The sequence below is a fragment of the Pseudomonas sp. dw_358 genome, from assembly GCF_018449655.1.
Taxonomy (GTDB): Bacteria; Pseudomonadota; Gammaproteobacteria; order Pseudomonadales; family Pseudomonadaceae; genus Aquipseudomonas.
Map to the genome: position 1 here is coordinate 588,385 of NZ_JAAVUX010000001.1, position 25,412 is coordinate 613,796.

The 25,412-nt window shown below is 63.3% G+C and carries 19 protein-coding genes and 1 riboswitch; of the genes, 7 read left to right on the forward strand and 12 right to left on the reverse strand.

Annotated elements, in window-relative coordinates; translation table 11 throughout:
• Nucleotides 1-44: 44 nt before the first annotated feature.
• Nucleotides 45-1,934, reverse strand: coding sequence for a phosphomethylpyrimidine synthase ThiC (gene thiC / locus HB675_RS02785; RefSeq protein ID WP_213875552.1), 1,890 nt, complete (start codon nucleotides 1,932-1,934; stop codon nucleotides 45-47).
• A 151-nt stretch (nucleotides 1,935-2,085) separates the two neighbouring features.
• A riboswitch (TPP riboswitch) is annotated at nucleotides 2,086-2,190 on the reverse strand.
• Nucleotides 2,191-2,355: 165 nt separating this feature from the next.
• On the opposite strand from thiC, the gene HB675_RS02790 reads away from it, so the two are divergent.
• Nucleotides 2,356-3,810 carry a TolC family outer membrane protein gene (locus HB675_RS02790; protein WP_213875553.1) on the forward strand — a complete coding sequence of 485 codons (1,455 nt, stop codon included), beginning with the start codon at nucleotides 2,356-2,358 and terminating at the stop codon, nucleotides 3,808-3,810.
• 36 nt (nucleotides 3,811-3,846) lie between these two features.
• On the opposite strand, the gene waaA is transcribed toward HB675_RS02790, so the two are convergent.
• A complete protein-coding gene (gene waaA, locus HB675_RS02795) occupies nucleotides 3,847-5,121 on the reverse strand; it encodes a lipid IV(A) 3-deoxy-D-manno-octulosonic acid transferase (protein WP_213875554.1) in 1,275 nt (424 codons plus the stop codon).
• An 18-nt stretch (nucleotides 5,122-5,139) separates the two neighbouring features.
• Entirely contained in the window at nucleotides 5,140-6,030 is an 891-nt protein-coding gene (locus HB675_RS02800; protein ID WP_213875555.1) for a LysR family transcriptional regulator, read from the reverse strand.
• A gap of 103 nt (nucleotides 6,031-6,133) precedes the next feature.
• Between HB675_RS02800 and HB675_RS02805 the strand changes: the two genes are divergently transcribed.
• Genes HB675_RS02805 through HB675_RS02820 form a run of 4 tightly spaced genes read left to right on the forward strand, consistent with a single transcriptional unit; the run spans nucleotide 6,134 to nucleotide 9,479 of the window.
• Nucleotides 6,134-6,466, forward strand: coding sequence for an SMR family transporter (locus HB675_RS02805; protein WP_213875556.1), 333 nt, complete (start codon nucleotides 6,134-6,136; stop codon nucleotides 6,464-6,466).
• A 42-nt stretch (nucleotides 6,467-6,508) separates the two neighbouring features.
• Nucleotides 6,509-7,687: an FAD-dependent oxidoreductase gene (locus tag HB675_RS02810; RefSeq protein WP_213875557.1), complete on the forward strand. Its 1,179-nt coding sequence runs from the start codon at nucleotides 6,509-6,511 to the stop codon at nucleotides 7,685-7,687.
• On the forward strand, nucleotides 7,684-8,496 hold the full coding sequence (locus tag HB675_RS02815) for an aldo/keto reductase (protein WP_213875558.1): 813 nt from the start codon (nucleotides 7,684-7,686) through the stop codon (nucleotides 8,494-8,496). Before HB675_RS02810 ends, HB675_RS02815 begins: the two co-directional genes overlap by 4 nt.
• Nucleotides 8,497-8,522: 26 nt before the next feature.
• Nucleotides 8,523-9,479: a metal ABC transporter ATPase gene (locus HB675_RS02820; protein WP_213875559.1), complete on the forward strand. Its 957-nt coding sequence runs from the start codon at nucleotides 8,523-8,525 to the stop codon at nucleotides 9,477-9,479.
• 119 nt (nucleotides 9,480-9,598) lie between these two features.
• On the opposite strand, the gene hldE is transcribed toward HB675_RS02820, so the two are convergent.
• Both hldE and msbA read right to left on the reverse strand, forming a co-directional pair.
• Nucleotides 9,599-11,020, reverse strand: a complete 1,422-nt coding sequence (hldE, locus tag HB675_RS02825; protein ID WP_213875560.1) for a bifunctional D-glycero-beta-D-manno-heptose-7-phosphate kinase/D-glycero-beta-D-manno-heptose 1-phosphate adenylyltransferase HldE — start codon at nucleotides 11,018-11,020, stop codon at nucleotides 9,599-9,601.
• A 57-nt stretch (nucleotides 11,021-11,077) separates the two neighbouring features.
• Nucleotides 11,078-12,886, reverse strand: coding sequence for a lipid A export permease/ATP-binding protein MsbA (gene msbA / locus HB675_RS02830; protein WP_213875561.1), 1,809 nt, complete (start codon nucleotides 12,884-12,886; stop codon nucleotides 11,078-11,080).
• Nucleotides 12,887-12,982: 96 nt separating this feature from the next.
• Here msbA and HB675_RS02835 point away from each other — a divergent pair, with 96 nt between their 5' ends.
• A complete protein-coding gene (locus tag HB675_RS02835; protein WP_213875562.1) occupies nucleotides 12,983-13,645 on the forward strand; it encodes a toluene tolerance protein in 663 nt (220 codons plus the stop codon).
• Between the two features lie 19 nt (nucleotides 13,646-13,664).
• On the opposite strand, the gene HB675_RS02840 is transcribed toward HB675_RS02835, so the two are convergent.
• Genes HB675_RS02840 through HB675_RS02860 form a run of 5 tightly spaced genes read right to left on the reverse strand, consistent with a single transcriptional unit; the run spans nucleotide 13,665 to nucleotide 19,824 of the window.
• Nucleotides 13,665-14,621 (reverse strand): glycosyltransferase, encoded by a 957-nt coding sequence (locus HB675_RS02840; protein WP_213875563.1) that lies wholly within the window; start codon nucleotides 14,619-14,621, stop codon nucleotides 13,665-13,667.
• Nucleotides 14,621-16,060 carry a PIG-L family deacetylase gene (locus HB675_RS02845; RefSeq protein WP_213875564.1) on the reverse strand — a complete coding sequence of 480 codons (1,440 nt, stop codon included), beginning with the start codon at nucleotides 16,058-16,060 and terminating at the stop codon, nucleotides 14,621-14,623. The genes HB675_RS02840 and HB675_RS02845 overlap by 1 nt, the downstream gene beginning before the upstream one ends.
• The gene (locus tag HB675_RS02850; protein ID WP_213875565.1) at nucleotides 16,057-16,953 is read right to left on the reverse strand and encodes a GNAT family N-acetyltransferase; all 897 of its coding nucleotides are present in this window, start codon (nucleotides 16,951-16,953) and stop codon (nucleotides 16,057-16,059) included. Before HB675_RS02850 ends, HB675_RS02845 begins: the two co-directional genes overlap by 4 nt.
• Nucleotides 16,953-18,083: a glycosyltransferase gene (locus tag HB675_RS02855; RefSeq protein WP_213875566.1), complete on the reverse strand. Its 1,131-nt coding sequence runs from the start codon at nucleotides 18,081-18,083 to the stop codon at nucleotides 16,953-16,955. The genes HB675_RS02850 and HB675_RS02855 overlap by 1 nt, the downstream gene beginning before the upstream one ends.
• Nucleotides 18,067-19,824, reverse strand: a complete 1,758-nt coding sequence (locus tag HB675_RS02860) for a carbamoyltransferase (protein WP_213875567.1) — start codon at nucleotides 19,822-19,824, stop codon at nucleotides 18,067-18,069. Before HB675_RS02860 ends, HB675_RS02855 begins: the two co-directional genes overlap by 17 nt.
• A gap of 200 nt (nucleotides 19,825-20,024) precedes the next feature.
• Between HB675_RS02860 and HB675_RS02865 the strand changes: the two genes are divergently transcribed.
• Nucleotides 20,025-23,051, forward strand: a complete 3,027-nt coding sequence (locus HB675_RS02865) for a DUF6543 domain-containing protein (protein ID WP_213875568.1) — start codon at nucleotides 20,025-20,027, stop codon at nucleotides 23,049-23,051.
• A gap of 166 nt (nucleotides 23,052-23,217) precedes the next feature.
• Here HB675_RS02865 and HB675_RS02870 read toward each other — a convergent pair whose 3' ends face one another.
• Nucleotides 23,218-24,654, reverse strand: a complete 1,437-nt coding sequence (locus HB675_RS02870; RefSeq protein WP_213875569.1) for a lipopolysaccharide kinase InaA family protein — start codon at nucleotides 24,652-24,654, stop codon at nucleotides 23,218-23,220.
• On the reverse strand, nucleotides 24,654-25,406 hold the full coding sequence (locus HB675_RS02875; RefSeq protein WP_213875570.1) for a lipopolysaccharide kinase InaA family protein: 753 nt from the start codon (nucleotides 25,404-25,406) through the stop codon (nucleotides 24,654-24,656). The genes HB675_RS02870 and HB675_RS02875 overlap by 1 nt, the downstream gene beginning before the upstream one ends.
• Nucleotides 25,407-25,412 lie beyond the last annotated feature (6 nt).

Below are 25,412 nucleotides of genomic sequence, written 5' to 3' on the forward strand. Positions count from 1 at the left end.
TCAGCGCAGGACCGAGCGTGCTCGGGAACCGGACGACGCGATGCCTAGACCTTCTTGTACAACTGCGACCCTTCCTGCTTGAACCGCTCGGCCTGCTCACGGAGCCCCTCGGCCACGGTCAGATCGACCGCTTCGATTTTCTGGTTGGCGGCGTATTCGCGCACTTCCTGAGTGATCTTCATCGAGCAGAATTTCGGCCCGCACATGGAACAGAAGTGCGCCACCTTGGCAGAGTCCTTGGGCAAGGTTTCATCGTGATAGGAGCGCGCGGTGTCCGGGTCCAGACCGAGGTTGAACTGGTCCTCCCAACGGAACTCGAAACGTGCTTTGCTCAAGGCATTGTCGCGGATCTGCGCACCGGGGTGCCCCTTGGCCAGGTCGGCCGCGTGGGCGGCGATCTTGTAGGTGATGATACCGGTCTTGACGTCATCCTTGTTGGGCAGGCCCAGGTGTTCCTTGGGCGTGACGTAGCAGAGCATGGCGCAGCCGAACCAGCCGATCATTGCCGCGCCAATGCCCGAAGTGATGTGGTCATAGCCCGGGGCAATGTCGGTGGTCAGCGGACCGAGGGTGTAGAACGGCGCCTCGTCACAGCACTCCAGCTGCTTGTCCATATTCTCCTTGATCAACTGCATCGGCACATGGCCGGGCCCTTCGATCATGCATTGCACGTCGTGCTTCCAGGCGATCTTGGTCAGCTCCCCGAGGGTTTCCAGCTCACCGAACTGGGCAGCATCGTTGGCGTCGGCAATGGAACCCGGACGCAGGCCATCGCCGAGAGAGAAGCTGACGTCATAGGCCTTCATGATCTCGCAGATCTCGTCGAAGTGCGTGTACAGGAAGTTTTCCTTGTGGTGCGCCAGGCACCACTTGGCCATGATCGAACCGCCGCGACTGACGATTCCAGTGACCCGCTTGGCGGTCAGCGGCACATAACGCAGCAGCACACCCGCATGGATGGTGAAATAGTCCACGCCCTGCTCCGCCTGCTCGATCAGGGTGTCGCGAAACAGCTCCCAGGTCAGGTCTTCGGCGGCACCGCCGACTTTTTCCAGGGCCTGGTAGATCGGCACGGTCCCGATCGGCACCGGCGAGTTGCGGATGATCCACTCGCGGGTTTCGTGAATGTGCTTGCCGGTGGACAGGTCCATGACCGTGTCCGATCCCCAGCGGATGCCCCAGGTGAGTTTGGCCACTTCTTCCTCGATCGAAGAGCCCAGCGCGCTGTTGCCGATGTTGCCGTTGATCTTCACCAGGAAGTTGCGGCCGATGATCATCGGTTCCAACTCGGTGTGGTTGATGTTGGCCGGGATGATCGCGCGGCCGCGGGCGATTTCCTCGCGCACGAACTCGGCAGTGATTTCCTTGGGGATACTGGCACCGAAACTGTGGCCGCCATGTTGCTGGGTCAGCAACCCCGCAGCGCGGGCCTCGGCCAGCTTCATGTTTTCGCGGATGGCCACGTATTCCATCTCGGCGGTGATGATGCCCTGGCGCGCGTAATGCATCTGGCTGACGTTGGCCCCGGCCTTGGCCCGACGCGGGTTGCGCACATGGGCAAAGCGCAGCTGGGTCAACTCGGCATCGCTCAGGCGCTGCTGACCAAAATGGGAGCTCAGCCCCGGCAGGCGCTCGGTGTCGCCCCGGTCGTCGATCCACGCCGAACGCACGTCGGCCAGGCCTTTTCGTACGTCGATGATGACGTCAGGGTCGGTGTAGGGGCCCGAGGTGTCATATACGGTCACCGGGGCGTTGATCTCGCCGCCGAAGTCGGTGGGGGTCACGTCCAGGCTGATTTCGCGCATGGGCACGCGAATGTCCGGGCGCGAGCCTTGTACGTAGATTTTCTGGGACCGGGTAAAAGGCTTCACCGATTGCTCGTCGACCTTGGCCGACTCGCTGAGGTGCAGTGCATTCTTTGGTTTTATGGTCATCACAGGCTCTCCAGACAGCATCCAGCGGTTGGGATGTCGGAGTGAACCTGAAGGCACGGAGGTACCGCGTGAAGCGGCACTGTGCCTCGTCCTCGGCGACGAGTTCGTTGAACGAACACCCCCTTGGACGAAACACAAGAGGGCTCGCCGAGTGACGAGCAATCTTGTTCCCTACGCAGGCTTTAACCTGATCAGGTTCAACGGGATCCGGCTTAACCGATCTCAGCCTCATAGCAAGGCACCCCGACAAGAACGCTCACAGCATAGACGGGCTTGCGCGGGAACACCATCCCTGTGAACAGACGCGGCCAGCGTCAGGACAAATGGCGTAAATGGCCGATTGTTGCGCCGAGCCCGCCCCTCTACACTCGGCCGCTGGAAGATGCCAATAAAACATACCGATAGATCAAAGGATTGCTCAATGCCGCGCGCACTGACGCTGTGCAAGCTTTCACTGGCCCTGGCCGGCGCTTGCGCAGTCAACACCCTGGCCTGGGCCGAGCAGGCACCGCTGGCCAACAAGACTGATCTGATGAGCGTTTACCAGGAGGCCGTGAACAACAACGCCGACCTGGCCGCCGCCCGCGCCGACTATGCCGCCCAGAGCGAGATCGTGCCTCAGGCCCGCGCTGGGTTGCTGCCCAACCTGTCGGCCGGCGCCGACAACACCAGTACGCGCACGTCCATCCATCAGCCGGACTACACCGCCACCCGCAGCGGCCTGCTCTACCAGGCCACGCTGAGCCAGCCTATTTTCCATGCCGACCGCTGGTTCCAGCTCAAGGCGGCCAAGGCCACCGATCAGCAAGCTGCCCTGCAGCTGTCGGCCACCGAGCAGAACCTCATTCTGCAAAGCGCCAACGCCTACTTCAGCATCTTGCGTGCGCAGGACAGCCTGGCCACTGCCCGCGCCGAAGAGCAGGCTTTCCAGCACCAGCTGGACCAGTCCAACGAACGCTTCAAGGTCGGCCTGACCGACCGCACCGACATGCTGCAATCCCAAGCCAGCTACGACACCGCTCGGGCCAATCGGCTGGTGGCCCAGCGCCAGGTGGAAGATGCCTTTCAGGCGCTGATCACCCTGACCAACCGCGAATACAATTCGGTGGAAGGCATCAGCCACAGCCTGCCGGTACTGCCGCCCATACCTAATGATGCCAAGGCCTGGGTGGACACGGCTTCGCAGCAGAACCTCAACCTGCAAGCCAGCAATTTTGCCGTGGCCTCCGCCGAAGAGACCCTGAGCCAGCGCAAGGCCGGGCATGCCCCCACGGTGGACGCCGTGGCGCAGATCGAGAAAGGTGACAACGACAGCCTGGGGTTGACCAACCCCAACTACACGGGTGTGCCCTATGGCGGCCCGGTGGAACAACGCTCGCTAGGCCTGCAACTGAACATCCCGCTGTACAGCGGCGGCATGACCAGCTCGCAGGTGCGCGAAGCCTACCAGCGCTTGAATCAGAGCGAGCAACAGCGCGAAAGCCTGCGCCGTCAGGTCGTGGAAAATACCCGCAACCTGCACCGCGCGGTCAACACCGACGTGGAACAGATCCAAGCGCGCAAACAGGCGATCATCTCCAACCAGAGCGCGGTGGAGGCCACACAGATCGGCTACAAAGTCGGCACCCGCAATATCCTCGATGTGCTCGACGCCCAGCGCCAGCTCTACGCCTCGGTGCGCGACTACAACAACACTCGCTATGACTACATCCTCGATAACCTGCGACTGAAGCAGGCGGCCGGCACCCTCAGCCCGGATGATCTGCAGGCGCTGGAGGGATATTTGAAGCCCGACTACAACCCGGACAAGGATTTTCTGCCGCCGGATCTGGCCAAGGCGGCGCAGGCGTTGTTGCAGCCGCCGGGCAAGCGGTGAGGCTGCTATTGGCCGGTCATGGCAACCTTGTGAAACCTACCCCAAGAACCGCCCCAACCCATCCAGCAACCGCTCCAGAGCCCCCTGATTGCCCCGCATCACCGCCAACCCCGCCGCCCCCATCCGCGCCGCATCCCGGGGCAACTCGATCAAGCGCTGCACCGCCACTGCCAGGGTCTGTGCATCGTCTACTTCGAGCAAGGCGCCCGAGGTTCGCAGCATCCCGGCGATATCGAGAAAGTTGAACAGGTGCGGCCCGCTCAAGACCGGCTTGCTGAGGGCTGCCGGTTCCAGCAGATTGTGGCCGCCATTGGGCACCAAGCTGCCGCCGACGAAGGCGATGTCCGCCAGCGAGTAGAGAAACAGCAGCTCACCCATGGTGTCGCCCAGCAGCACCTGGGTTTCGACTTCCACCCCGGCGCCGGCCGAGCGGCGCACAGGGGTGAAGCCTTGCTGCCGACACAACGCAAACACACCGTCGAAACGCTCTGGATGGCGTGGCACGAGGATCAGCAAGGCATCGGCATGGGCGGCCAGCAACTGCCGGTGTGCCGCCAGAATCATCTCGTCTTCCCCTTCATGGGTACTGGCCGCGATCCATACCGGCCGAGCGTCAAGCTGCCACTGATGACGCAGCTCGGCGGCGTGAGTCAGCAACTGCGCATCGACGCTCAGGTCGAATTTGATGGAGCCGGTCACCTGCACCGTCTCAGGCCTTGCCCCCAGGCTGCGAAAGCGCTCGGCTTCGGCCTCGGTCTGCACGGCAATGAAACTCATTTCTTCGAGCATTGGCCGGGTCAGGCGGGCGAAGCGCCCATAACCACGGGCCGAGCGCTGGGACAACCGGGCGTTGGCGAGTGCCACCGGAATCTTGCGCTTGAAACACTGGTGGATATGGTTGGGCCACAGCTCGGTTTCCATGATCACCGCTAGCCGGGGCCGTGCGCGATCAAGAAAACGTGCAGCAGCCCAGGGCAGATCGTAAGGCAGGTAGCAGTGCTGGACGCGCGGCTCATGGGCAAACAATGCGCGAATCCGCTCGCTGCCGGTCGGGGTCATGCAGGTGATGGTCACCGGCAACTGCGGATACCGCTCAAGCAGCGCGCGAACCATGGGCGCGGCGGCAATGCTTTCTCCGACCGACACCGCATGCACCCAGATGCCGCCGGGCTGCAAGGGTGGCAGGCCGATGGCAAACCGCTCGCCGATGCGTTGCGCGTAGGCAGGCGCCTTGCGCGAACGCAACCACAGGCGCAGCGCAACCAACGGCAGGCCGAGATGGAACAGGAGGGTATAGAGATTTCGATTCATGGCGCGAGAGTCTACCGTTTAACCATGGGCACGCAAATGCCGGGCAAAGCGCTCGCCCAGCCAGCGCGCCGCAGGCCCCAGCGGCTCATCGCGCCGCCAGACAAGCTCGACTACCAGGGCGGGCGGCTTCCAGTCGCTGTCCAGTTCCACGATCAGGCCGTGATAGGTGGGGTACTGCACCACATGCCGGGGCAACCAAGCCCAGCCGATCCCCCGGGTCAGCAGCTCGGCCAGCATGTAGACGCTGTCGACGCGCCAGACCTGCGGGCTGACCGGGCCGTCACCGGGGTAGCCACTGTCGTCCGAAGCCACCAGCAGTTGGCGGTGGCGGGCGAGCTGCTGACGCGTGACCCGCGCCCCCGTCACCAAGGGGTGGCCGGTCGCGCACACGGTCACCATCTCGACGCTGCCCAGTGCCTGACGCTCCAGCGCCGCCGGCATCTGCGTCTGGTGCAGCATCAAGCCCAGGTCCGCTCGGCGATCCAGCAGCTTGCGCGCCACTTCGCCTTGGGCGCCCGTCGCCAACTGCACCTCCAGCGCCGGATAACGCTCGGACAGCGCCTCCAGGCTATCCAGCACCGGCTGGTAGGGCATGGCTTCATCCTGGGCTACCCGCAAGCGCGCCTCCTGGCCGCGCACCAGTGCCAACGCGCGACCGTCCAGGCGCTCGCACTGACGCAACAGCTCCCGCGCCTCTTCCAGCAGGGCACCGCCGGCTTCGGTCAAGCGCGGCTGGCGACCGCTGCTGCGCTCGAACAGTTCGACGCCCAGGTCGGTTTCCAGCAGGGCAATGGCTTGACTCACCGCCGACTGGGCCTTGTGCTGCATCCGCGCCACGGCCGAAAAGGAACGCTGCTCGGCGACCTGCACAAACAGGCGAATTTGCTCGAGATTCCAGAGTGGGCTCATCAACCTATCTTCAGAGGAGATAGGTAATGACTTTACCCCATCTGCCTAGCGGTTAGTATGGCGACCATGAAAACAGAAACACCCCTTATCAGAGGAACATCCCATGCCCGCCTACTACTACCTGGCCCTGGCCATCTGCTGTGAAGTGATCGCCACCGCCTCGATGAAGGCCGTCAAGGGGTTGAGCACCCCGCTGCCTCTGGTGCTGGTCATCGCCGGCTATGCCATGGCTTTCTGGATGCTGATCCTCGTGGTGCGGGTCATCCCGATTGGCGTGACCTACGCCATCTGGTCGGGAATGGGCATCGTGCTGGTGAGCGTGGCGGCGTACTTCGTCTACGGACAGAAGCTCGACACTCCGGCACTGATCGGCATGGCGCTGATCCTGCTGGGCGTGGTGGTGATCCAGCTGTTCTCGAAAACCGCTGGCCACTGACCCTGTATACTTGCCCGCTGTCCCTGTCGATGAGGTCGCTGCATGTCATCCGAATTGTCCACTGACGTGCTGATCGTCGGCGCCGGTGTCGCCGGCCTCTGGCTCAACGCACGGCTGCGCCGCCTTGGCTACGCCACCGTATTGGTGGAGCGCGCCACCTTGGGCGGCGGGCAAAGCATCAAGTCCCAGGGGATCATTCATGGCGGCGCCAAATACGCCCTGCATGGCGCCCTGACCGGTGCCTCGGAGGCGATCGCCGACATGCCCCGGCGCTGGCGCGAAGCCCTGCAAGGCAGCGGCGAGCTGGACCTGCGTGGCGTGCGCCTGTTGTCCGAGGCCCATTATCTGTGGTCCCCCGGCACTCTGGCGGGCAACCTCACCAGTTTCTTCGCCAGCAAGGCCGTGCGCGGCCGGGTCGACCAGGTCAAGGGCGATCAGCTGCCCCCTGCCCTGCAAGACCGCGGCTTCAAGGGCAAGGTGTATCGCCTGGCCGAGCTGGTGGTGGATGTGCCCAGCCTGATCCAGCAACTGGCTGAACAGGCCGGCGAAGGCCTGCTGGCGGGCGAACAGATCGAGCCCTGGCGCGATGATGAAGGCCACCTGCTCGGCCTGCGCGTAGACGGCCGTGCCATTCGTGCTCAACGCGTGGTGCTCAGCGCGGGTGCTGGCACCGAGACGCTGCTGGCGGACCTGGGCTTGCAGCAACCGGCCATGCAGCGTCGACCGCTGCACATGATTGTCGCCAAGGGTGCCAGCCTCAAGCCGCTCTATGCACATTGCCTGGGCGGTGGGCCGAAACCGCGCCTGACCGTGACTACCCACCCGGCGGCGGATGGCCAATGGGTCTGGTACATCGGCGGCGACATCGCCGAAAGCGAGGGCGTGGCGCGTCAACCGGCCGAGCAGATCGCCGTGGCGCAAAAGGAACTGGGCCAGTTATTACCATGGGTCGACCTGAGCCAGGTCCAATGGGCAACCCTGCGAGTGGACCGCGCCGAGCCGGCGCAATCGGGCCTGGCGCGCCCAGACAATTCCTTCCTAGCCGACCAGCAAGGTTTGCTGGTCGGCTGGCCGACCAAACTGGCGCTGGCACCGGATTTCGCCGACCGCGTGCTGGCCTGCCTTGAGCGGGATGCGGTCAAACCCGGCGTGCACAGCCCGCTGCCGACCTTGCCGCGCCCGGCCCTTGGCGTGCCCGTCTGGGACCAACTGCTGCCATGAGCCTGCCCACCCTGCATCACCTGCATCGCCCACTGTGCAGCACTGGCCTGAATGTCTCGCCCCTGGGCCTGGGCACGGTCAAGCTGGGGCGCGACCAGGGCGTCAAATACCCCAGCGGCTTTCGCATTCCCGATGACCAGGAAGCCGCCATGTTGCTGAATCAGGCCAAGGGCCTGGGCATCAATCTGATCGACACCGCGCCCGCCTACGGCACCAGCGAAGCGCGCCTCGGGCCACTGCTGCGCGGGCAACGACAGGACTGGGTAATCGTCAGCAAGGTCGGTGAAGAGTTCGACAACGGCCAGTCACGCTTCGACTTCAGCGCAGCCCATACCCGCCTCTCGGTGGAACGCAGCCTGCAGCGTCTGGAAACCGACTTCATTGATCTGGTGCTGGTGCATTCCGACGGCAACGACTTGCATATCCTGCAGCAGACGGAGGTCTACCAGACCCTGGCGGCGCTCAAACAGGAAGGCAAGATCCGCGCCTTTGGCTTGTCCGGCAAGACCGTCGAGGGCGGCATCAAGGCCCTCGAAACCGGCGACTGCGCCATGGTGACCTACAACCTGCGCGACCAGGGCGAGAAACCCGTGCTGGATTACGCCGCCGCCCACGGCAAAGCCATCCTGGTCAAGAAAGCCCTGGCCAGCGGTCATGCTTGCCTGACTCCCGGCGTGGACCCGGTGCGGGCCAGTTTCGACCTGCTGTTTGACCACCCGGGTGTGGTCAGTGCTATTGTCGGAACGATCAATCCGCTGCACCTTGCCCACAACGTAGCCATCGCCGCGGCCGTGTTGCGCGCCAGGTAGGGAGCCCACCGACCAAAGGAAACGCCATGCCGCGGACGCTCATAAGAAAAAACCCGAGCAATTTCAAAACCCTTCCACTCTCCGTCAGCGCCACCCCTGATTCGCTGAGTTATCAAAGTGTGGGCATGCCGATGAACTTCGCGCAGACCCTCAAGCGCCGCCAACCCGTCTCGGTGGACGACCACGAACGTTTTACGCTGGAACTGGCCAACCTCGGCGTGTCAGTCCGCCTGACCTTGAGCTGGGAGGGGCGTGATTACTGGGTGCTGGTGCGCCAGCGCCGCGCCGATCGCGGCGACGTGGTGCTCAAGCTGATCTCGGGCTATGTCCCGGCCCACGAACTCAATCTGCCGCTGCTCACCGCACTGCAAGAAGTCGCCGAGGAGTGCCTGCTGGAGACCAGTGAAGGCTGGCTGGGCGGACGCTTCAACGATACCTGGCTGCCCACCCCGTACGCCCAGACCCTGATGTACCGAGAGTCAGCCGTGTTTCGCCTGACCCCGCGATCCGGTGCCGCACGGCCCGTACGCTGCGCCAGCTTGAATCTGATCGAGCGGCCGCGGGCCTATGTGCATACGCCCACAGCGTCGTTGCAGTTGGTCTATGACCTGCGCCTGGAACTGCCCAAGGACACCCACGGGCTGAGCCTGTTTCACGTCGACGAGCGCCTGGAAAAGGAACAACTGGTGGCCAGGCTGGATCGTAAACGGCCGGATCTTTACCTGATACCCTTGACAGACGGCCAGCCGACGGCGGAGTTGTTCACCCTGAAGAGCGATGAGTTGCACCCGGCCAGCACCCGGGGTTTGTACCTCGCAGAAAGCTTCGCGCCGCAGCAAGGTTGGCTGGTGCACGACGAGCGCATTCGCTGGAAGGATTGGCTCAAGCAGCAAGGGCTGGCGCCCAAGGCCAAGCCCAGGTCGGGGCTCAAACGCTTGACCGTGAAAGCGCGCAGGCTGGTGAAGCTGGTGTTGCATAAGTGACCGAGAAAATGCATCGCCCGCATCGCGAGCAAGGTCGGCACCTGCGGATCACTCCGATGGCGTAGGCGCCGAACTGGGTCGCGATGGGTCACGCAGCGGCCCGGGCAATCTGTTGCAGATCACCGACTCCTGATCTTCTCCACAATCGCCGTGGTCGAGCTGTTTTCCACCAGCCCCAGCACTTTCACCGTGCCACCGTAGCCCTTGACGATATCGGCGCCCACCACCTGGTCCACCGAGTAATCACCGCCCTTGACCAGCACATCCGGGCGCACATGGCTCAGCAGGTTTTCCGGCGTGCCTTCCGCGAAGCTGATGACCCAATCCACCGCGCCGAGACCGGCCAGCACCGCCATGCGTCGGTCGACCGCGTTGATCGGACGGCCTGGCCCCTTGAGGCGGCCGACGGAAGCGTCGTCGTTGACCGCCACGATCAGACGGTCGCCCTGGGCCCGCGCCTGTTCCAGGTAGGTCACGTGGCCGGCATGTAGAATGTCGAAGCAGCCATTGGTGAAGACAATACGCTCGTTGTGCGCGCGCGCGTCATCGATGGCCAGCAATAGCTGATCAAGGGTGAGCACACCACGCTCGGAACCTTCCTCCCGCTGAATCGCGCGGCGCAGCTCCGGCGCGCTGATGGCTGCCGTGCCGAGTTTGCCCACCACGATACCGGCGGCAAGGTTGGCCAGCGCCACCGCATGAGGCAGTTCCTCGCCCGCGGCCAGGGCGGCTGCCAAGGTGGAAATCACGGTGTCGCCAGCGCCGGTCACGTCGAACACTTCCCTCGCCCGAGCGGGCAAATGCAGGGCTGGGTGATCGGCACGCAACAGGGTCATGCCGTGTTCACCACGCGTGACCAACAGGGCGCCCAGGTCCAGATCACTCATCAAGTCGGCGCCTTTGGCCACCAACTCGGCCTCGTCGAGGCAGCGGCCGACGATGGCCTCGAACTCGCTGAGATTCGGGGTCAGCACGGTGGCGCCCCGGTAAATGCTGAAATCCTTGCCTTTGGGGTCGGCCAGCACGGGAATGCCCCGCTGGCGCGCGGCCTGAATCAGGCTTTGATGGTTTTGCAACGCACCCTTGCCGTAGTCGGAGAGCACCAGCACCTTGACGCCTTCGAGCAGGGTTTCGACATCCACGGCCAACGCCGCTGCGTCGGTGGCGAAGGGCTCTTCGAAGTCGATGCGCAACAACTGTTGATGACGGCTCATCACCCGCAACTTGACGATGGTGGGCTGATGGGCGATGCGTTGGAACACCGCGCGCACGCCTGCCGCCTGGAGACTGTTGCCAAGGCTGTCAGCTGCTTCGTCCTCGCCGGTCACGCCGACCAGAGAGGCCGGGGCACCCAGTGCAGCGATGTTCAGGGCAACGTTGGCCGCACCACCGGGACGGTCCTCGATCTGCTCGACCTTGACCACCGGCACCGGCGCTTCAGGTGAAATTCGCGAGGTACCGCCGTGCCAGTAGCGGTCGAGCATGACATCGCCGACTACCAATACAGGCGCCAGATCGAATCGCGGCATGGACAACTTCATGGGCAACCCACATACAAAATGAACAGGGCGGCGATATTAACACAGCCCTGCCCAGCGTCAGGTGATGTCCACAGCCTTGGCCATTTCCGGCTCGTCCAGGCCCATGGCATGCAGGCGCGCGTAGTAGCCGTTCTGGGCCAGCAACTGGGCGTGAGTGCCACGCTCGACGATCTGGCCCTGGTCCATGACCAGAATCAGGTCGGCCTTCTCGATGGTGGTCAGCCGGTGAGCGATCACCAGCGTGGTTCGGCCCTTCATGACCTGATCCAGCGCTGCCTGGATGTGCCGTTCCGACTCGGTGTCGAGGGCCGAGGTGGCTTCGTCGAGGATCAGCACCGGAGCGTTCTTGAGCAGCGCACGGGCAATCGCCAGGCGCTGGCGCTGGCCACCGGACAGCATCACGCCATTTTCCCCGACCTCGGTGTCGAAGCCATGGGGCAACTGATCGATGAAGTCCTTGGCGTAAGCATCGGCCGCTGCCGTTTCCACCGCCTCGCGCGGCGCGGCGGCCAGGTCACCGTAGGCGATATTGGCGTGCACCGTGTCGTTGAACAGGGTGACGTTCTGGTTGACCTGGGCAATGTGCCGACGCAGGTTGCCGAGCCGGTACTGGTCGATCTCCACGCCATCCAGCAGTACTTGCCCTTCGCTGTGCTGATAGAACCGCGGTATCAGATTGGCCAAGGTCGACTTGCCGCTGCCCGAACGGCCCACCAGCGCGATCATCTGCCCTGGGGACGCGGTGAAATTGATATCCCGCAGCACCTGACGATCGGTGCCGGGGTAGGTGAAGCTCAGGTTGCGCACCTGCAGCTCGCCAGCCACTCGGTCGCGCTCGACGGTGCCCGCATCCACTTCGGACACTTCATCCAATTGCTCGAAGATGCTCTCGGCACCGGCCACGCCCTTCTGGATCGTCGAACTGACCTCCGACAACTGGCGGATCGGTTTAGGCAACAGGCCCGCCGCCGTGATATAGGCAATCAGATCACCCGGGCTGGCATCGCCGCGCAGCAGCAGGACGAGGAACATCAATGCGGCCATGGCGGTGTAGATCACTACCTGCAACATCGGCGTGTACACCGCGCTGGTCTTGTTCATGGTCAGCTGCTTGTCGGTGTTGCTCTGGCTGGCCTTGGCAAACCGCTCGCGCTCGTAGGGCTCGCCACCGAAGCTGCGCACCACGCGATAGCCCTGGATGGTTTCCGAGGCGACGTGGGTGACGTCGCCCATCGCCACCTGGATTTTCTTGCTCTGCTTGCGGAATTTGCGGCTGGCACTGCCGACCATCAGGGCAATGATCGGCAGGATCGCCAACATGACCAAGGTCAGTTTCCAGTTCATCCACAGTAGATAGCCAAACAGGAACACCACGGTCAGGCCTTCACGGATCACGGTCTTGATCGCATCGGTGGCGGCACCGGTGACCATGGTCACGTTGAAGGTGATGCGGGAAATCAGGTGGCCAGAGTTATGGGTGTCGAAATAACGATTGGGGAGCACCAGCAGCTTGTTGAACAACTCGACCCGCAGGTCGTGGACCAGACCCAGGGTGACCTTGGCCAAATAAAAGTTACCCAGAAACGACCCCAGGCCTTGCCAGGCAGCGATCAACACCAGCAGCAGCGGCACCGCCTGCAGCAATTGCAGGTCGCGCAGGTAGGGAATCTTCGGGAACAGCGCCGCTTGCGGATTGGTCAGCCCGTCGACGAAGTACTTGAGGATCCCGGCCAGCATGGGTTGGGTCGAGGCAAAGATCACAAAGCCCAAGATGCTCAATGCGAACACACTCACGTACGGCACAACATAGGTGAGCAGGCGCATGTAGATTTTCATGCTGGAAGTTTCTGGCTGGCTCATGGTCATCGGTATGAAAAAATGAGGCCGAATTCTAGCACAGCACCAGCCCAATGACCCCAAGCGCCCCGGCTGCGGTATCATGTGCCGATTTGGGAGGCCCGCATGCGCGCACTCGCTTATACAGACTACGAAGCTTTGCGCAGCGGCGCCGAGGTGATCGAGGCGGATGCCTCCGGGGACAAGGTCCTGCTGCTGCCTGATGGAAATTTCATCAAGCTGTTCAGGCGCAAGCGCCTGATTTCCTCGGCCGTGCTGTTTCCCTACGCCAAACGCTTTGCCGAGAACGCCAGCCAGCTGCGTCGGCGCGGCATACCGGCGCCCCACGTGCTGCATACCTGGCGCGTGCCGGAGATCAAGCGTGATCTGGTGCATTACGAGCCCCTGCCCGGCAAGACCCTGCGCCAGCTGATCGGCCAGCCCGAGCACTTCAACGACCTGACCCTGCTGGAGCGCTTTGGCGAGTTCGTCGCCCTGCTGCACAGCAAGGGCATCTACTTCCGCTCGGTGCACCTGGGCAATGTGGTCATCACCCCGGACAACCAGATCGGCCTGATCGACATCGCCGACCTGCGCACCTTCCGCCATACCCTGCCGAAGAACATGTGCCTGCGCAATTTCCAGCACATGCGTCGTTACAAGCGGGATGTGGCGTGGTTGTTACAGCAGGATGGCCGGGTGTTTTTCGAGAGTTATGTAAAGCACAGCGGGCATGAGTGGAACGGGGCGAATCTGGCCGAGGGGTTGCGCAGCGCCGCGCAGGGATGATTGACCCCAGGGGGTGGGCTTAAACCCCCAGCGCCCGGCGCAACCGCTGCCAGGCATTGATCGGCGCTTGCGGGCGCAGTGGCGCTCGCAAGTCTTCAACGATGCGCTGACCAATCGCCGCAAAGGAAAACTGCGCCACGGCCAGATCCCGCCCATTTTGCGCAATGCTCTGCGCCAATGACGGATCGGCTCGCAAGATAGCCAGCTTTTCCTGCAACTGGCTGATGCTGGTGTAGAACACCACGTTGTGCATGTCCCGCAGACCCAGGGCGCGGTTTTCGGCTTCGCCTTGATCGTAAGCCAGCAGCACGCAACCGCAGGCCATGGCCTCGAAATTCTTGATCATGTATTCACCCATGCCCACGTCGGCACTGGCAAAGAAGCGAATCCGGTTCAGCGTCTGCAGGTATTCATCCCCCGACTTGGTACGGGTGACCAGTAGATCCTCGACCTGCCCGAGTTCATCGAGCAAGGCCTTGCGCCCACTGTAGGCCACACTGTTGACGCTGCCGACGAAGCCCAGTTCGATGTCCCGCGCCAGCCCCAGATCGCTCAATAGACGCTGGTCGTAGCCCTTGGGCACGAACAGCGCATCGAAGCCTTCGCTGCGCAGCCGTTCGCTGACCACAAAGCCCGAGATCAACACCCGCACCCAAGGCATCTTGCGGTAGTGGGCGCTGAACTTGCCGGTGTATTTGCAGGCGATATAGTTCTGGTAGGCGTCGTGTTCGAGGATCACCAGGTTGGGCACGGTGCGGATAAAGCCGGCTTGACGAATCTCCTGCTTGAATCGCAGGAAGAAGACGATGCGGTCGTAGCGTGAAACGTCCACCTCACGGCGAAAGTAGCCGCGCAGGTCACGCTGGTCGGCCGAGGTGAGCCAACGCAGGTCGCATTCGCAGTGGGCGGCTATGCCTTCATACAGACGGTCGAGAATGACACGCTGCTCTTTCTGCACCAGAAGTAGGACTTTCATCAGGAACCCGGCTGATCGTCATCGCGGCCCACGTCACGGCGCCAGAACAACTCATGGCGGCGCACGGCCTTGCGGAAAAATTCGTTTTCACCTTCAGCCGGCCAGCGCCGAGCGGCCAGGCGCTGCTGCAACCAGCGGCGCAGACGGCGCTTGAACGGCATCGGAGGCTGCAGGTCGTGCATCATGCCCAGCGCCATGGCCTTGTCCCGACGCAGCGGCGCCGGCAGTGACAGGCTGCAGGGGATCAGGCTCGGATCGGCCGCGAACACGGGTGGCAGGCTAACGCCCATGTGCGCATCACCCATGGGCCAGCGGTCGTTGTCGTGCAGGTGGTTGGCGTAACCCAGCAGGGTTTCGGGCTGCCAGGCCAGGCCCAGCAACGCTTCGTGCACCGCGGCCTGGGCGCAGATGTGGTCCGGGTGCGGATCGATGCTGGCATGGGGCATTACGATGACTTCGGGACGGGCCAGCAATAGCAGCGCGCGCAGATCGGCCAGCAGGTTGTTCCAGCTGGGCACACCATCATCACCCGGCAACGCCAGCCGGTTGTATTGGCGGAACAACCGGGTATCCGAGAGCTGCGCTTCACGGGAGGCAATCGGCTGATCCGGAGCAGCCTGCATCGCCGGCAACTGCAGACAAAAATACCCCAACTGCACACAATGCTCCGCCGGGACGCCACCCCACAGCGGCACGGCAATACTGTCCCAGGCCCGCAGGCGGCCTTTGGTTTGCGCCGCTTCGGCGCCAGACATGCCCATGTCCTGGTAGAACTCAGCCTCGATCTCGCCGGCGGTGAGGGTGACGATCCAGGCTTCAGCCGCCTGACTGTACAGCCCGAAGGCCGCCAGCTCGGCGTCATCGGCATGGGGCGCGATGACCATCACACGCTTGGGGCGCAGATCGGAATGATTGAATGCCCAGAGTCGCGGCGCTCCGACGACGCGGCAATGCTGGCCAAGCAGCGCCAGTCGCCCGGCCTGCAGGGCCTGGCTTTCGCCGGTGATATTCAGATAACGCAGGCCCTGGACACCGCGCTCGAAGGCCTGGGCATCGTCCAGCGCGCCTCCTACGACACGGATCACGGGGTCGAGAAAACGGCCAAGCCATCGGCTTTTCAGACGCACTTCAACGATCAGCGTTGCATCCACCGCCACGCACGCCCCCTGTGCCAGGCTCAAGCGGCCGCCGTCGAAGCCGACTGGCAGTTCATTGGCTTCGGGCAGCCGATAGTGGTAATCGTCTTTTGGCGAATAGAACAGATGGTCAGCGAACCAGGCTTCATGGGCAACCCACCCGACCACAGCCAGCACCAAGGGCAACCACCAAGCGACCAGCACGCCCGCCACGATCAGCACCCAGAAAGCGATCAGCAGCGCCACCCGCTTGTGGCGACGATGGCGCTTGAGCAACTGCTGCTTACGGCTACCGGCACTCATGACTGGAACACCGGCACCGGGCTGCACCAGCGCTCCTTGTACTCGCGGTCGGCACGGCCGAAGGAAAAGCGCAGCGCCTTGCCATCGGCCCGGGCCTGCTCCCAGGCCGCCTGGGTGTTGAGAAAGCTCAGCACGCTGCCTGGACTGAAGTCGCGCATTTCGGGATCGACTCCGCCATTGACGTATTCGACACTGACCCACTGCGGCGCCTGCACCCGATAGATCAGCTGTACGGCGATCGGCGCGCCATTGAGGAAGATCACCGACCCCATCAACAAGTCCCGCAGACGCTCAAGCACCTCGGTCATGAGCGCGGCACCGGTGGCGGGAAAACCCCAGCGGCGCTGGAACAGATCGCAGTAGATCGCCGCCAGGTCGCCGCTGGAAATTTCTGCTACCGGCTGGACGATACCGCCCGCCTCTTCCAGCAAACGCAACTCGCGGCGCTGGTTGTAGCGAAACTTCTTCGACAAGTCCTCCGGGGCACGGGCCATGGCCAAGGCCTCGGCCTGTACCTGCAGGCCCCCGACGCGCCCGGTATTGAGCTCGGAGAGGTAGCGGGCGCGGTGGCGCAAGGGCACTTGGGCGTTGTCGGCAGCGGGCAGAATCAGCTCGGCGTTACCCAGGTCGAACAAGCCTTTCTTGCCCCGACGCTTGAGCACGTCCTTGGACAGGGCCAGATCACGGCCCCAGGTAGCAATGGCGGCCTTGAGCTCGCCGTCCTGCTCCCAGCCCAGATAGCGCACCGGAATGCCAGCCAGGTCCGCCAGCTGCTCGATCACCCGCGGATGGGTCGCCACGCTGCCACCGAAGCGCTGCCAGGTGACCGCGTAAGCGTCGGCGTCGATGGTCGCCCAGCCGCGCTCGCGCCAGCTTTGCAGTCGATTGAGCATCAGGCCTCCGCTGTCAGCGCGGCAACGGCGGGCAAGCGCCAGAAACTTTCGCGCACGGCTTCATCGGAAAAGCGTTCGTGCAGCCGCACCCGCATCGACTCGGCACAGGCCTGGCGCTGCCCGGCATCCAGCCCCTGCAAGTGCACCAGCCCTTCGGCCAGTCGCGTCGCATCGCCCAGCGGGAACAGCAGGCCAACGCCATCTACCACTTCCCGGGCGCCCCCTGCAGCAGTGGCTATCACCGGCACTCCGGCGGCCATGGCTTCGAGCAGTACCATGCCGAACGGCTCGTGATCAGAGCTCAGGGCAAACACATCGAAGGCTGCGAAATAGCGACGCGCGTCAGCCACCTGACCGAGAAAGCGCACCTGGCTCTCGATACCCAGCTCACGGGCCAGCTCAATCAGGTCCTGCTCCAGCCGGCCCTTGCCCATGATCACCAATTGGGCGTGTTGCGGCAGGGACGGCAGAGCCTGAGCGAAGCCGCGCAGCAGCGTGGCCTGGTCCTTGTCCGGATGCAGACGGCCGACGTTGCCGACAATCCAGGCGTCCTGGGGCAGCCCCAAGGCATCCCGGGCCGGCCCTTCGGACAGTTGCTGCGCCTGCAGCCCCTCGATATCAATACGGTTGTATAGCGTGCGAATACGCCCGGTGGGCCATTTCGGCAGGCACTGACGCATGTCGTCGCGCACAGCGTCGGATACACCGATCAGGCTCAGGCGACGACGAAACAGGTTGGCAAACAGACGCCGCCCCGGCCGCTGGTAGTCACCGAAGGCGTGATGCACGCCCATGACCGGCAAGCGCGTCCCCAGCAGCGCGATGTAAATGGGCTTGAAGCGATGGGCGATGCAGAAGCTGAAATCCCGGGACGCGGCAATTCGGCGCAGATCCCGGATAGCGGCCAGCTTGAGGCCACGGATAGCCTTGGAGCTGTACTCCATGAACAGGACTTCGTCGCTGGCGCAACCCGCCGCCACCTCAGGGTCTGCCACCCCGGTGAGAAACACCGTGGTCACCCGATAGCCGCTACCGGCAAACAGGCTCGCGTACTGACGGGCGCAATCGAGGAAAGGCCCGTCATAGCCGTGGCAGAACTGCAGCACATGACGCTCAGCCGAGCGTGTCATAAGCGTCAGCGCCCTCTTTGACCACGAGGATGTCTTCCATGATCAGGTACTGCAGGTCGGAGCCGAAGAACATGTTCAAGGCGTCGGTGGGCGAGCAGATCATGGGCTCGCCACGACGGTTGAGCGAGGTGTTGAGCGACACGCCGTTGCCGGTCAGGTCTTCGAGGGCCTTCATCATGTCGTAATAGCGCGGGTTATATTCGCGCTTGAGCACCTGGGCGCGGGACGTCCCGTCCTCGTGCACGACTTCCGGCACGCGGGTCTTCCACTCTTCTGCCACTTCAAAGGTGAAAGTCATGAAGGGGGCCGGGTGGTCGACCTTGATCATCTGCGGCGCCACGGTGTCGAGCATCGACGGGCAGAAAGGCCTCCAGCGTTCGCGGAACTTGATCTGGTGGTTGATGCGATCGGCCACGCCGGCAACGCTCGGGCAACCAATGATCGACCGGCCGCCCAGGGCGCGCGGGCCGAACTCCATGCGGCCCTGGAACCAGGCCACCGGGTTGCCATCGACCATGATCCTGGCAATCTGCCGAGGCATGTCGTCCAGCTTGCGCCAAGTGGGCGCGCTCGGGTGCCGGGCGCACGCAGCGATCACATCTTCGTTGCTGTAGGACGGGCCGAGGTAGACGTGTTCCATCTTCTCCACCGGCACGCCACGGGCATGGGACACATAGGCCGCCGCGCCGACTGCCGTCCCTGCATCGCCGGAAGCCGGCTGCACGAACAGCTCCTTGACATCGTTGCGCGCGATGATCTTCTGGTTCAGCTTGACGTTCAGGGCGCAGCCGCCGGCGAACGCCAGCTTGCCGGTTTCCTTGAGGATGTCGCCCAGGTAGTGGTCGATCATCTGCAAAGACAGCTTCTCGAACAGCGCCTGCATGCTGGCCGCATAGTGAATGTACGGCTCGTCGGCGATGTCGCCTTCACGCTTGGGCCCCAGCCATTCGATGAGCTTGGGCGAGAAGTAGAAGCCCTTGCCCTTCTCCTTGTAGCGGCGGATGCCGACCACGTTGGCGTAGTCGGTGTTGATCACCAGCTCGCCGTTTTCAAAAGTGGCCAGGCGCGAGAAGTCATACTTGCTGGCGTCGCCGTACGGCGCCATGCCCATGACCTTGAACTCGCCGTCGAGCATCTCGAAGCCAAGGAACTCGGTGATCGCGCCGTACAGGCCGCCGAGGGAGTCCGGATCGTAGAACTCCTTGATCTTGTGGATCTTGCCGTTCTCGCCATAGCCGAAGAAAGTGGTGGCGTACTCGCCCTTGCCGTCAATGCCGAGGATTGCGGTCTTCTCCTGGAAGCCCGAGCAATGGTAAGCGCTGGAGGCGTGGGCCAAGTGATGCTCGACCGGCTCGATCTTGATCTTCTTCGGGTCGAAGCCCAACTGCTGCAGGCACCAGACGATCTTGTTGCGATAGCGCTTGTAGCGACGGTTGCCCATCAGGATCGCATCGAACGCGCGGTCCGGGGCATACCAGTAGCGCTTGGCAAACTTCCAGCGCGCCTCGCCGAACAGGCTGATAGGCGCAAACGGAATGGCCACGACGTCGACGTCGGAAGGCTTGATGCCCGCCTGCTCCAGGCAGAACTTCGCCGACTCGTAGGGCATGCGGTTCTTTGCGTGCTTGTCACGAACGAACCGTTCTTCTTCGGCGGCGGCGATCAATTTGCCGTCGATATAAAGGGCCGCGGAGGGATCATGGCTCAGGGCGCCGGACAGGCCGAGAATCGTCAATGCCAAGGGTCTAGCCTCTTTAAACTGGATAGTCAGGCTGGCGGCCGACGGGCGGCGGGCAGCTAAAGCGCGGGATTATAACGTAATACAGCCCAAGGCAGTAACGGCGGCAGCGCGCCCTGGCCGATCCAGCCAGATGAGATTTTTATACCGCCCCCTGCCCCTGCCCCCGTCCTACCCTCGCTCCCTTTGCCTGGAGCGCCCTGATGCCCGCCGCCATCGAACAGTTAGAAACCCTGGACATCCGCCTGCAATCATTGCTGGAGCCGACCCCGACCTTGACCGGCATTGCCCGGGAACGTTTGCACGCCCAGTTGCCACGCCTGCCACACGATCTCGGACCTGAGCAACTATGGGTCGGCGAGCACACATTGGCCCATAGCCTGGAACGGTTCTGGCAGGACCAAGGGCTTCCCGACCCCCAAGCTGACTGCTATTACCTGGCCAACCATGAACGCCACCCACTGCCGCGTACGTACACGCCGCTGCTGATCCGCTGGATCCGTTTACTGGGCAGCGAAACCTTGACCCTCTACACAGATGCCCTGAAACGCTTCTGGCTGTCCCGAAAAGCTGAGTTGCGCTCCATTCAAATTCAGCAACTGCGTGCTGAAGTGGCGCTGCGCTTGCAGGACGGCACCTTGCCGGCGAATGCTGGGCAACTACTGACCCTACTGTTCAAGCACCCCGACGCCCTCAGCCGAGAAGCCCTGCCCCCTCTGCGCCGCCCAGGTGTCTACCGACTGTCTCTACGAACCGACGCTGACGAAATCATCTTGAATGGCAGTTTCGTGCTGACCCAACGCAATGCCCGGGGCTACCACGACCCGCACGGGGCCTTTGCCGTACCGCTCATCGGCCCGCCTCAAACGGTCGCGCCAGCCAGCGATAGCGGCGTGGTGTTGCTGTACAGCCGGGGCGTCGGACTGGAAGCGTTCGACTCACTCGGCGCCCTGCATCAGGAATTGGCAGAGCGGCTGGATGACCAGCGTCAAGGCGCCCTACTGTTGAGCGGCTTGACCGGGCAAGAGCGTCGCGCCGTGCAAAACCCAGATGAATTGCTGATTACCGAAATGCATCAAGACGCCTTCACCTTGGGCGTGGAACAGCTGTTACGCGGCCAGCGCCAGGCCGTCTTCGAGGCTTGGCGCGGTGTTCAGCATCCGGCTGCCCAGCGCACCCTATCGCGTTACGAGCGCGCCCTCACTCGGGCGGCCGCGCTACTGCCATTGATCGACCGTCACGGACGGTTGCGCACCCGCTATGGCGCGCTGCTGGAGAACTACATGCCTGCCTGGCTGAAAAGCGCCTCGCAAGAGGCCAAAGTGGAGATCGTCCAGGCCATGCAGGCACTCGCCTTGGCGACCGCCAAGGCCGCGACACCCGGGTTGCCGAGCGTTCGCACCTTTGGTGCGCGCAGCAGCTTGCTGGCTTACGCCAAGGCGCAGTTACGGCGCCCTTTGCATGCACTGTCGGGCCAGGAATTGAACCCGGACCACCTCTTCATCGTGACCACCACCGCTTATCAGACGGGGCCGCTGACCCCGGCGACCAACCCGGGTCACATCATTCCCGGCTGGTTGCGCGCCCATACCGGCGAGATCGTCAACTTGCAGAGTCGCAAGCGCTCGCTCACCGAGCTGGCTTTGGAAAACATCGGCGCCCTGGACTTCGACTATTGGCTCACCGCCAGAGTATTCGATCAACAGAATCAGCCTGTGCCAGGCGTGACACCGACAGCGGTCAAACAACTGATGCGGCGTTTGAATATCGGCAGCCGCTACGCAAGCCATATCAAGCATCGCCTGATCGACGCTCCCGAAGCGCAGTGGCGGCGTGACAGTCACTATCGGCTCACCCTGACCAGACTGCGCGCAGAGGCCTTGAAGGCGCGTCACGCCGGCCATCTGGGCAGTGATCGTGAAGAGCGAGCCTATTTCTGGATCGACACGTTGCTCCGTCATCCGTCCCGCACCAGCCGGCCGACCGTGTATGGGCACAGCCTGGAAGTCCAGACCCTGGAACTGGCCGGCGCGCGGATAACGGGCGTGCTGGTGCTCTCTGTGAGGTCCCCCGACAGTGTGGCGAGCCTGGTGCTCTATACGCCGGATGCGCCGGATCGGCGGCCGTGGCGCTATTTCAGGGACCGGGCAGCACTATTGGCGGCGTTCACGGGGCAGGCTGCCCTGAGCGCCTATGCCCTGGAACGCATCAATATCGCCTCCCGCGATGCCGCGCGCAGGTTGCTGGAGAGCGGGCACGCTGCCACGTCGGTCAAGCTTGGCGTGATCGAGGGTGATTTTATCGAGCAGTGCTACCTCGCCGAAGTCGACCGGGTCATGACGGACAGCGACGCACTGTCCACCACCACCTCCGAGATCAACCTGGAAACCCTCTGGCACACCGCGCTCAGTGTGCTGGACATGATCACGCTGATCCTGCCAGGACGGCTCTTGGTGCCACTGGCATTGGGCCGCGCCATGATCTCGCTGTGGGACGCCAAGGAAAGCCTGCAAGCTGCCGATCGCATCGAAGGCCTACGCCACTTGTTGCTGATGCTGACCTATCTGGGCGATGCGGGAGCGGGGATCGCGGCTTGCTCGTTTTTCAGCCGAACTTTCCGCCACCTGCCCATCAAGCAACCGGCCCCACTCAATCCCAACCTGGCCGCCACGTCGCCATCGCGTAACCTGCGCTATCGCATCGACAGCATCTACAAGGAAGGCGTCTATGAGCATGTACCGGCCGAGGGGGGCCAATCTCGATACTTCATTGAAGATAAAGCAGGACGCCGCTACGAGGTGGACTTCGACGGACAGGCATGGCTGGTGGTAGACGCCCGTAACCCAAACGCCTACTTCAAGTCGCTGGTGCGCAGAAACGCTGCGGGCGAATGGGTTCTCCCCCAGGATGTACGGTGGGACGGGGCCGTTCCTGACTTGGCCGAGCTGGTGGCACAGGTACGAATGGACTCCGAACAAACGCCCGGCGCCAGCCCCGACGGGCACGGTATTATTCGCCAGAATGGTCTCCTGTACCTGCGTTGGGGTGCTCACACCTTCAGGATTCAACGCAGCTTGCGAGACAACCGCTATCGCCTGATGCCCGCCGGCGAAAAATCGAAGGACGCCACAATCCTGGTCAGACGCAACCTGAGCGACGATGGCTGGGAGATCAAGGTCAGGCAGACCGGGCTGGCGAGCGAATGGCTTGAGTTCGCGGCGCTTGCTTGAGCGCGATAGCATCACCGCGCGCGCAAAGAGCCGAGCTTGCTCGCGAAGGCCGTTACGGCGGGACGGATGCATCGCGGCGCCTGCATCGCGACCAGATTCGGCTCTTGCCCCGCTTGTGTAAAACCCTATCGGCCACAACGTTGTTCTCGGGATAGACTTCGAAGGGCTATAACCTCGGCAATCGCCCATCCAGCACCTGATACAACCCACTCTGCACCGGCCAATTACGCAACAACCGCGCCCGATCCCGGGCAAACGCCGGGGCGAAACTCGAATCACTGCCGTGCTGACACATGGCATCCAGATCGATCATCGACCATCTGCCCTTGTCCCAGATCAGGTTATGGCCTTTGAGATCCCCATGGCTGATGCGCTCGCGGATCAGTTCGGCGAACAGCTGGGCCAGCGCCAGCAACTCGGGCTCGGGGACCTCACCGCTATCGACGTGGGGAGCGAAGCGCTGGATCAGGTCTTCGCCGGGAAGGTATTCGGTCACCAGGTAGGCGCGACGGCGCAACCACAGGAAGCGCTTTTCCAGCAGCGCCAAGGGTTTGGGCGTAGCCATGCCAAGGAAGGCCAGGCGATTGCCGTACTCCCACGAATGCCAGGCGCGGCTCGGCCGCCAAAAGCGCTTGAGCCAATGGGCGAAGCTCTTGATGTTGTAGCGTTTGATCACCAGCTCGCGGCCCTGGCTCTGCACACGGCCGACGCTGGCGGCGCCGCCGGTCTTGTACAAATGGCCTTGGTCCAGCAACTGATCGGCCTGCTCCAGCACCGGCAACATGGCAGGTTCTTCTTCACGGCGAATCGCCCGCAAGACAAAAGCGCCGCTGCGCACGGCGAACAGACTGCACTCGCGGCCGACCTTGCCGAGAAAGTCCTTCAGACGCCAGGCACGCACCTTGTCGATCTGCTTCTGCAGCGCCTCGAGGGGCAGTGCGTGCTCGCCGTTGGCCAGCAGATAGTGCACCAGCAGCTCTTCGGTGAAGGGCTCGAAGGCTTTGGGCAACTGAGCGAAGAACACCCCAAGGTTCTGCAAAACCTGCTGGCGGGACAACGGCGTACCCGCCTGTTGGGCGCGCACGCCGGCGCCATCGATCAGGTACAACCGGCCGTCATGGCGCATCAGGTTGTCCAGATGCAGGTCCTCTTGCCACAAGCCCCGTGCGTGCATCTGTGCGATGGCCGTCAGCGCTTGCGCCAGGACAAGTTGTTGTTCGTCAGCCAGCACGGGCAACGACTCCACTTCGGCCCAGGCCTGGGCCAGGCTTGGTGCGCCCTCCAGCAACTCGAACAGCAACCAGCCGCCCTCACCTTCCTGCAAGCCGTCCGCCAACAACTGCGGCGTGACCAGCCCCTGTTCGGCCAGCAGCCGCACACCGGCCAGTTCACGCTGAAAGTGCCGCGGGGCTTTCTGCCCCACCAGCAATTTGGCCAACACCGGCCGGCCGCGCCAGACACCAGCACCGACATAGCGCTGACCCGGCAGGGAGCGCAGCAGGCTCAACAATTGCAGTTCGGCGCTGCCGGCAGCATCGGCCAGTGACACATTCAGGGGCAGGGCCGGCGTGCGACCGGCCTGCTGAAGTTCGGACAAACGCATCAACGGGCCTCTTTTCGGCTGCGACGACGACCCAATCGGCTGCCCCAGGCGTCCAGCTGCGGGCTGTCCAAAGCGCAGTGCAAGTAGGTCGCGAGGAACACCCTCGTGTCGGCGACGCTCCAGGCCGTCGCACGGCGCAGCAAGGGCTCGAGATCGCGCACCCGGTCCTGTTGGCCGAACAGCAAGGCTCGAGTCTTTTCCAGATCGATCAGTTGAGCCAGATACTGCTCGCCGCTGGCCCGCAGGAAAATATGCTTGGGATAGAAGCAGCCATGCACCTGCCCGGCATCGTGCAGGGTACGCGCCAGCTCGCCGCAAGCGCGCAATACCGCATGCCGGCGCACTTCGCCAAGCAATGACCACTGCCCCAGCAAAGTGTCCAGATCGGTCCAACCATCCAGAGCGCGGGTCATCAGCATGGCACGCAGTTCGCCATCCACCTGACGCTGGCCATAATAGGCGGCCTGCAACGCAGGGATGGCCAGCTTGCGATAGCGATCGATGTTGCGAAACTCACGGGCGAAGGTCGGCTCGCCCAGGGGGCGGGCCAGGCTGCGGGTCAGGTAGTTGCTCTGCCGCTTGAGGTAATAACCCTGGCCATCGACATCCAGGCGAAAGACACTGCTCCAGCCCCCACGCCCGGTGTTGGGCTCATCGACTGCCTCCAGGGGCAAGGCCCACAGCGTGTCGAACTGATCCAGCCCTTTTGGGTGCAGCAAGGCGCGGTCAGCCTCGGCAATGAAATCACTCATGGGCAA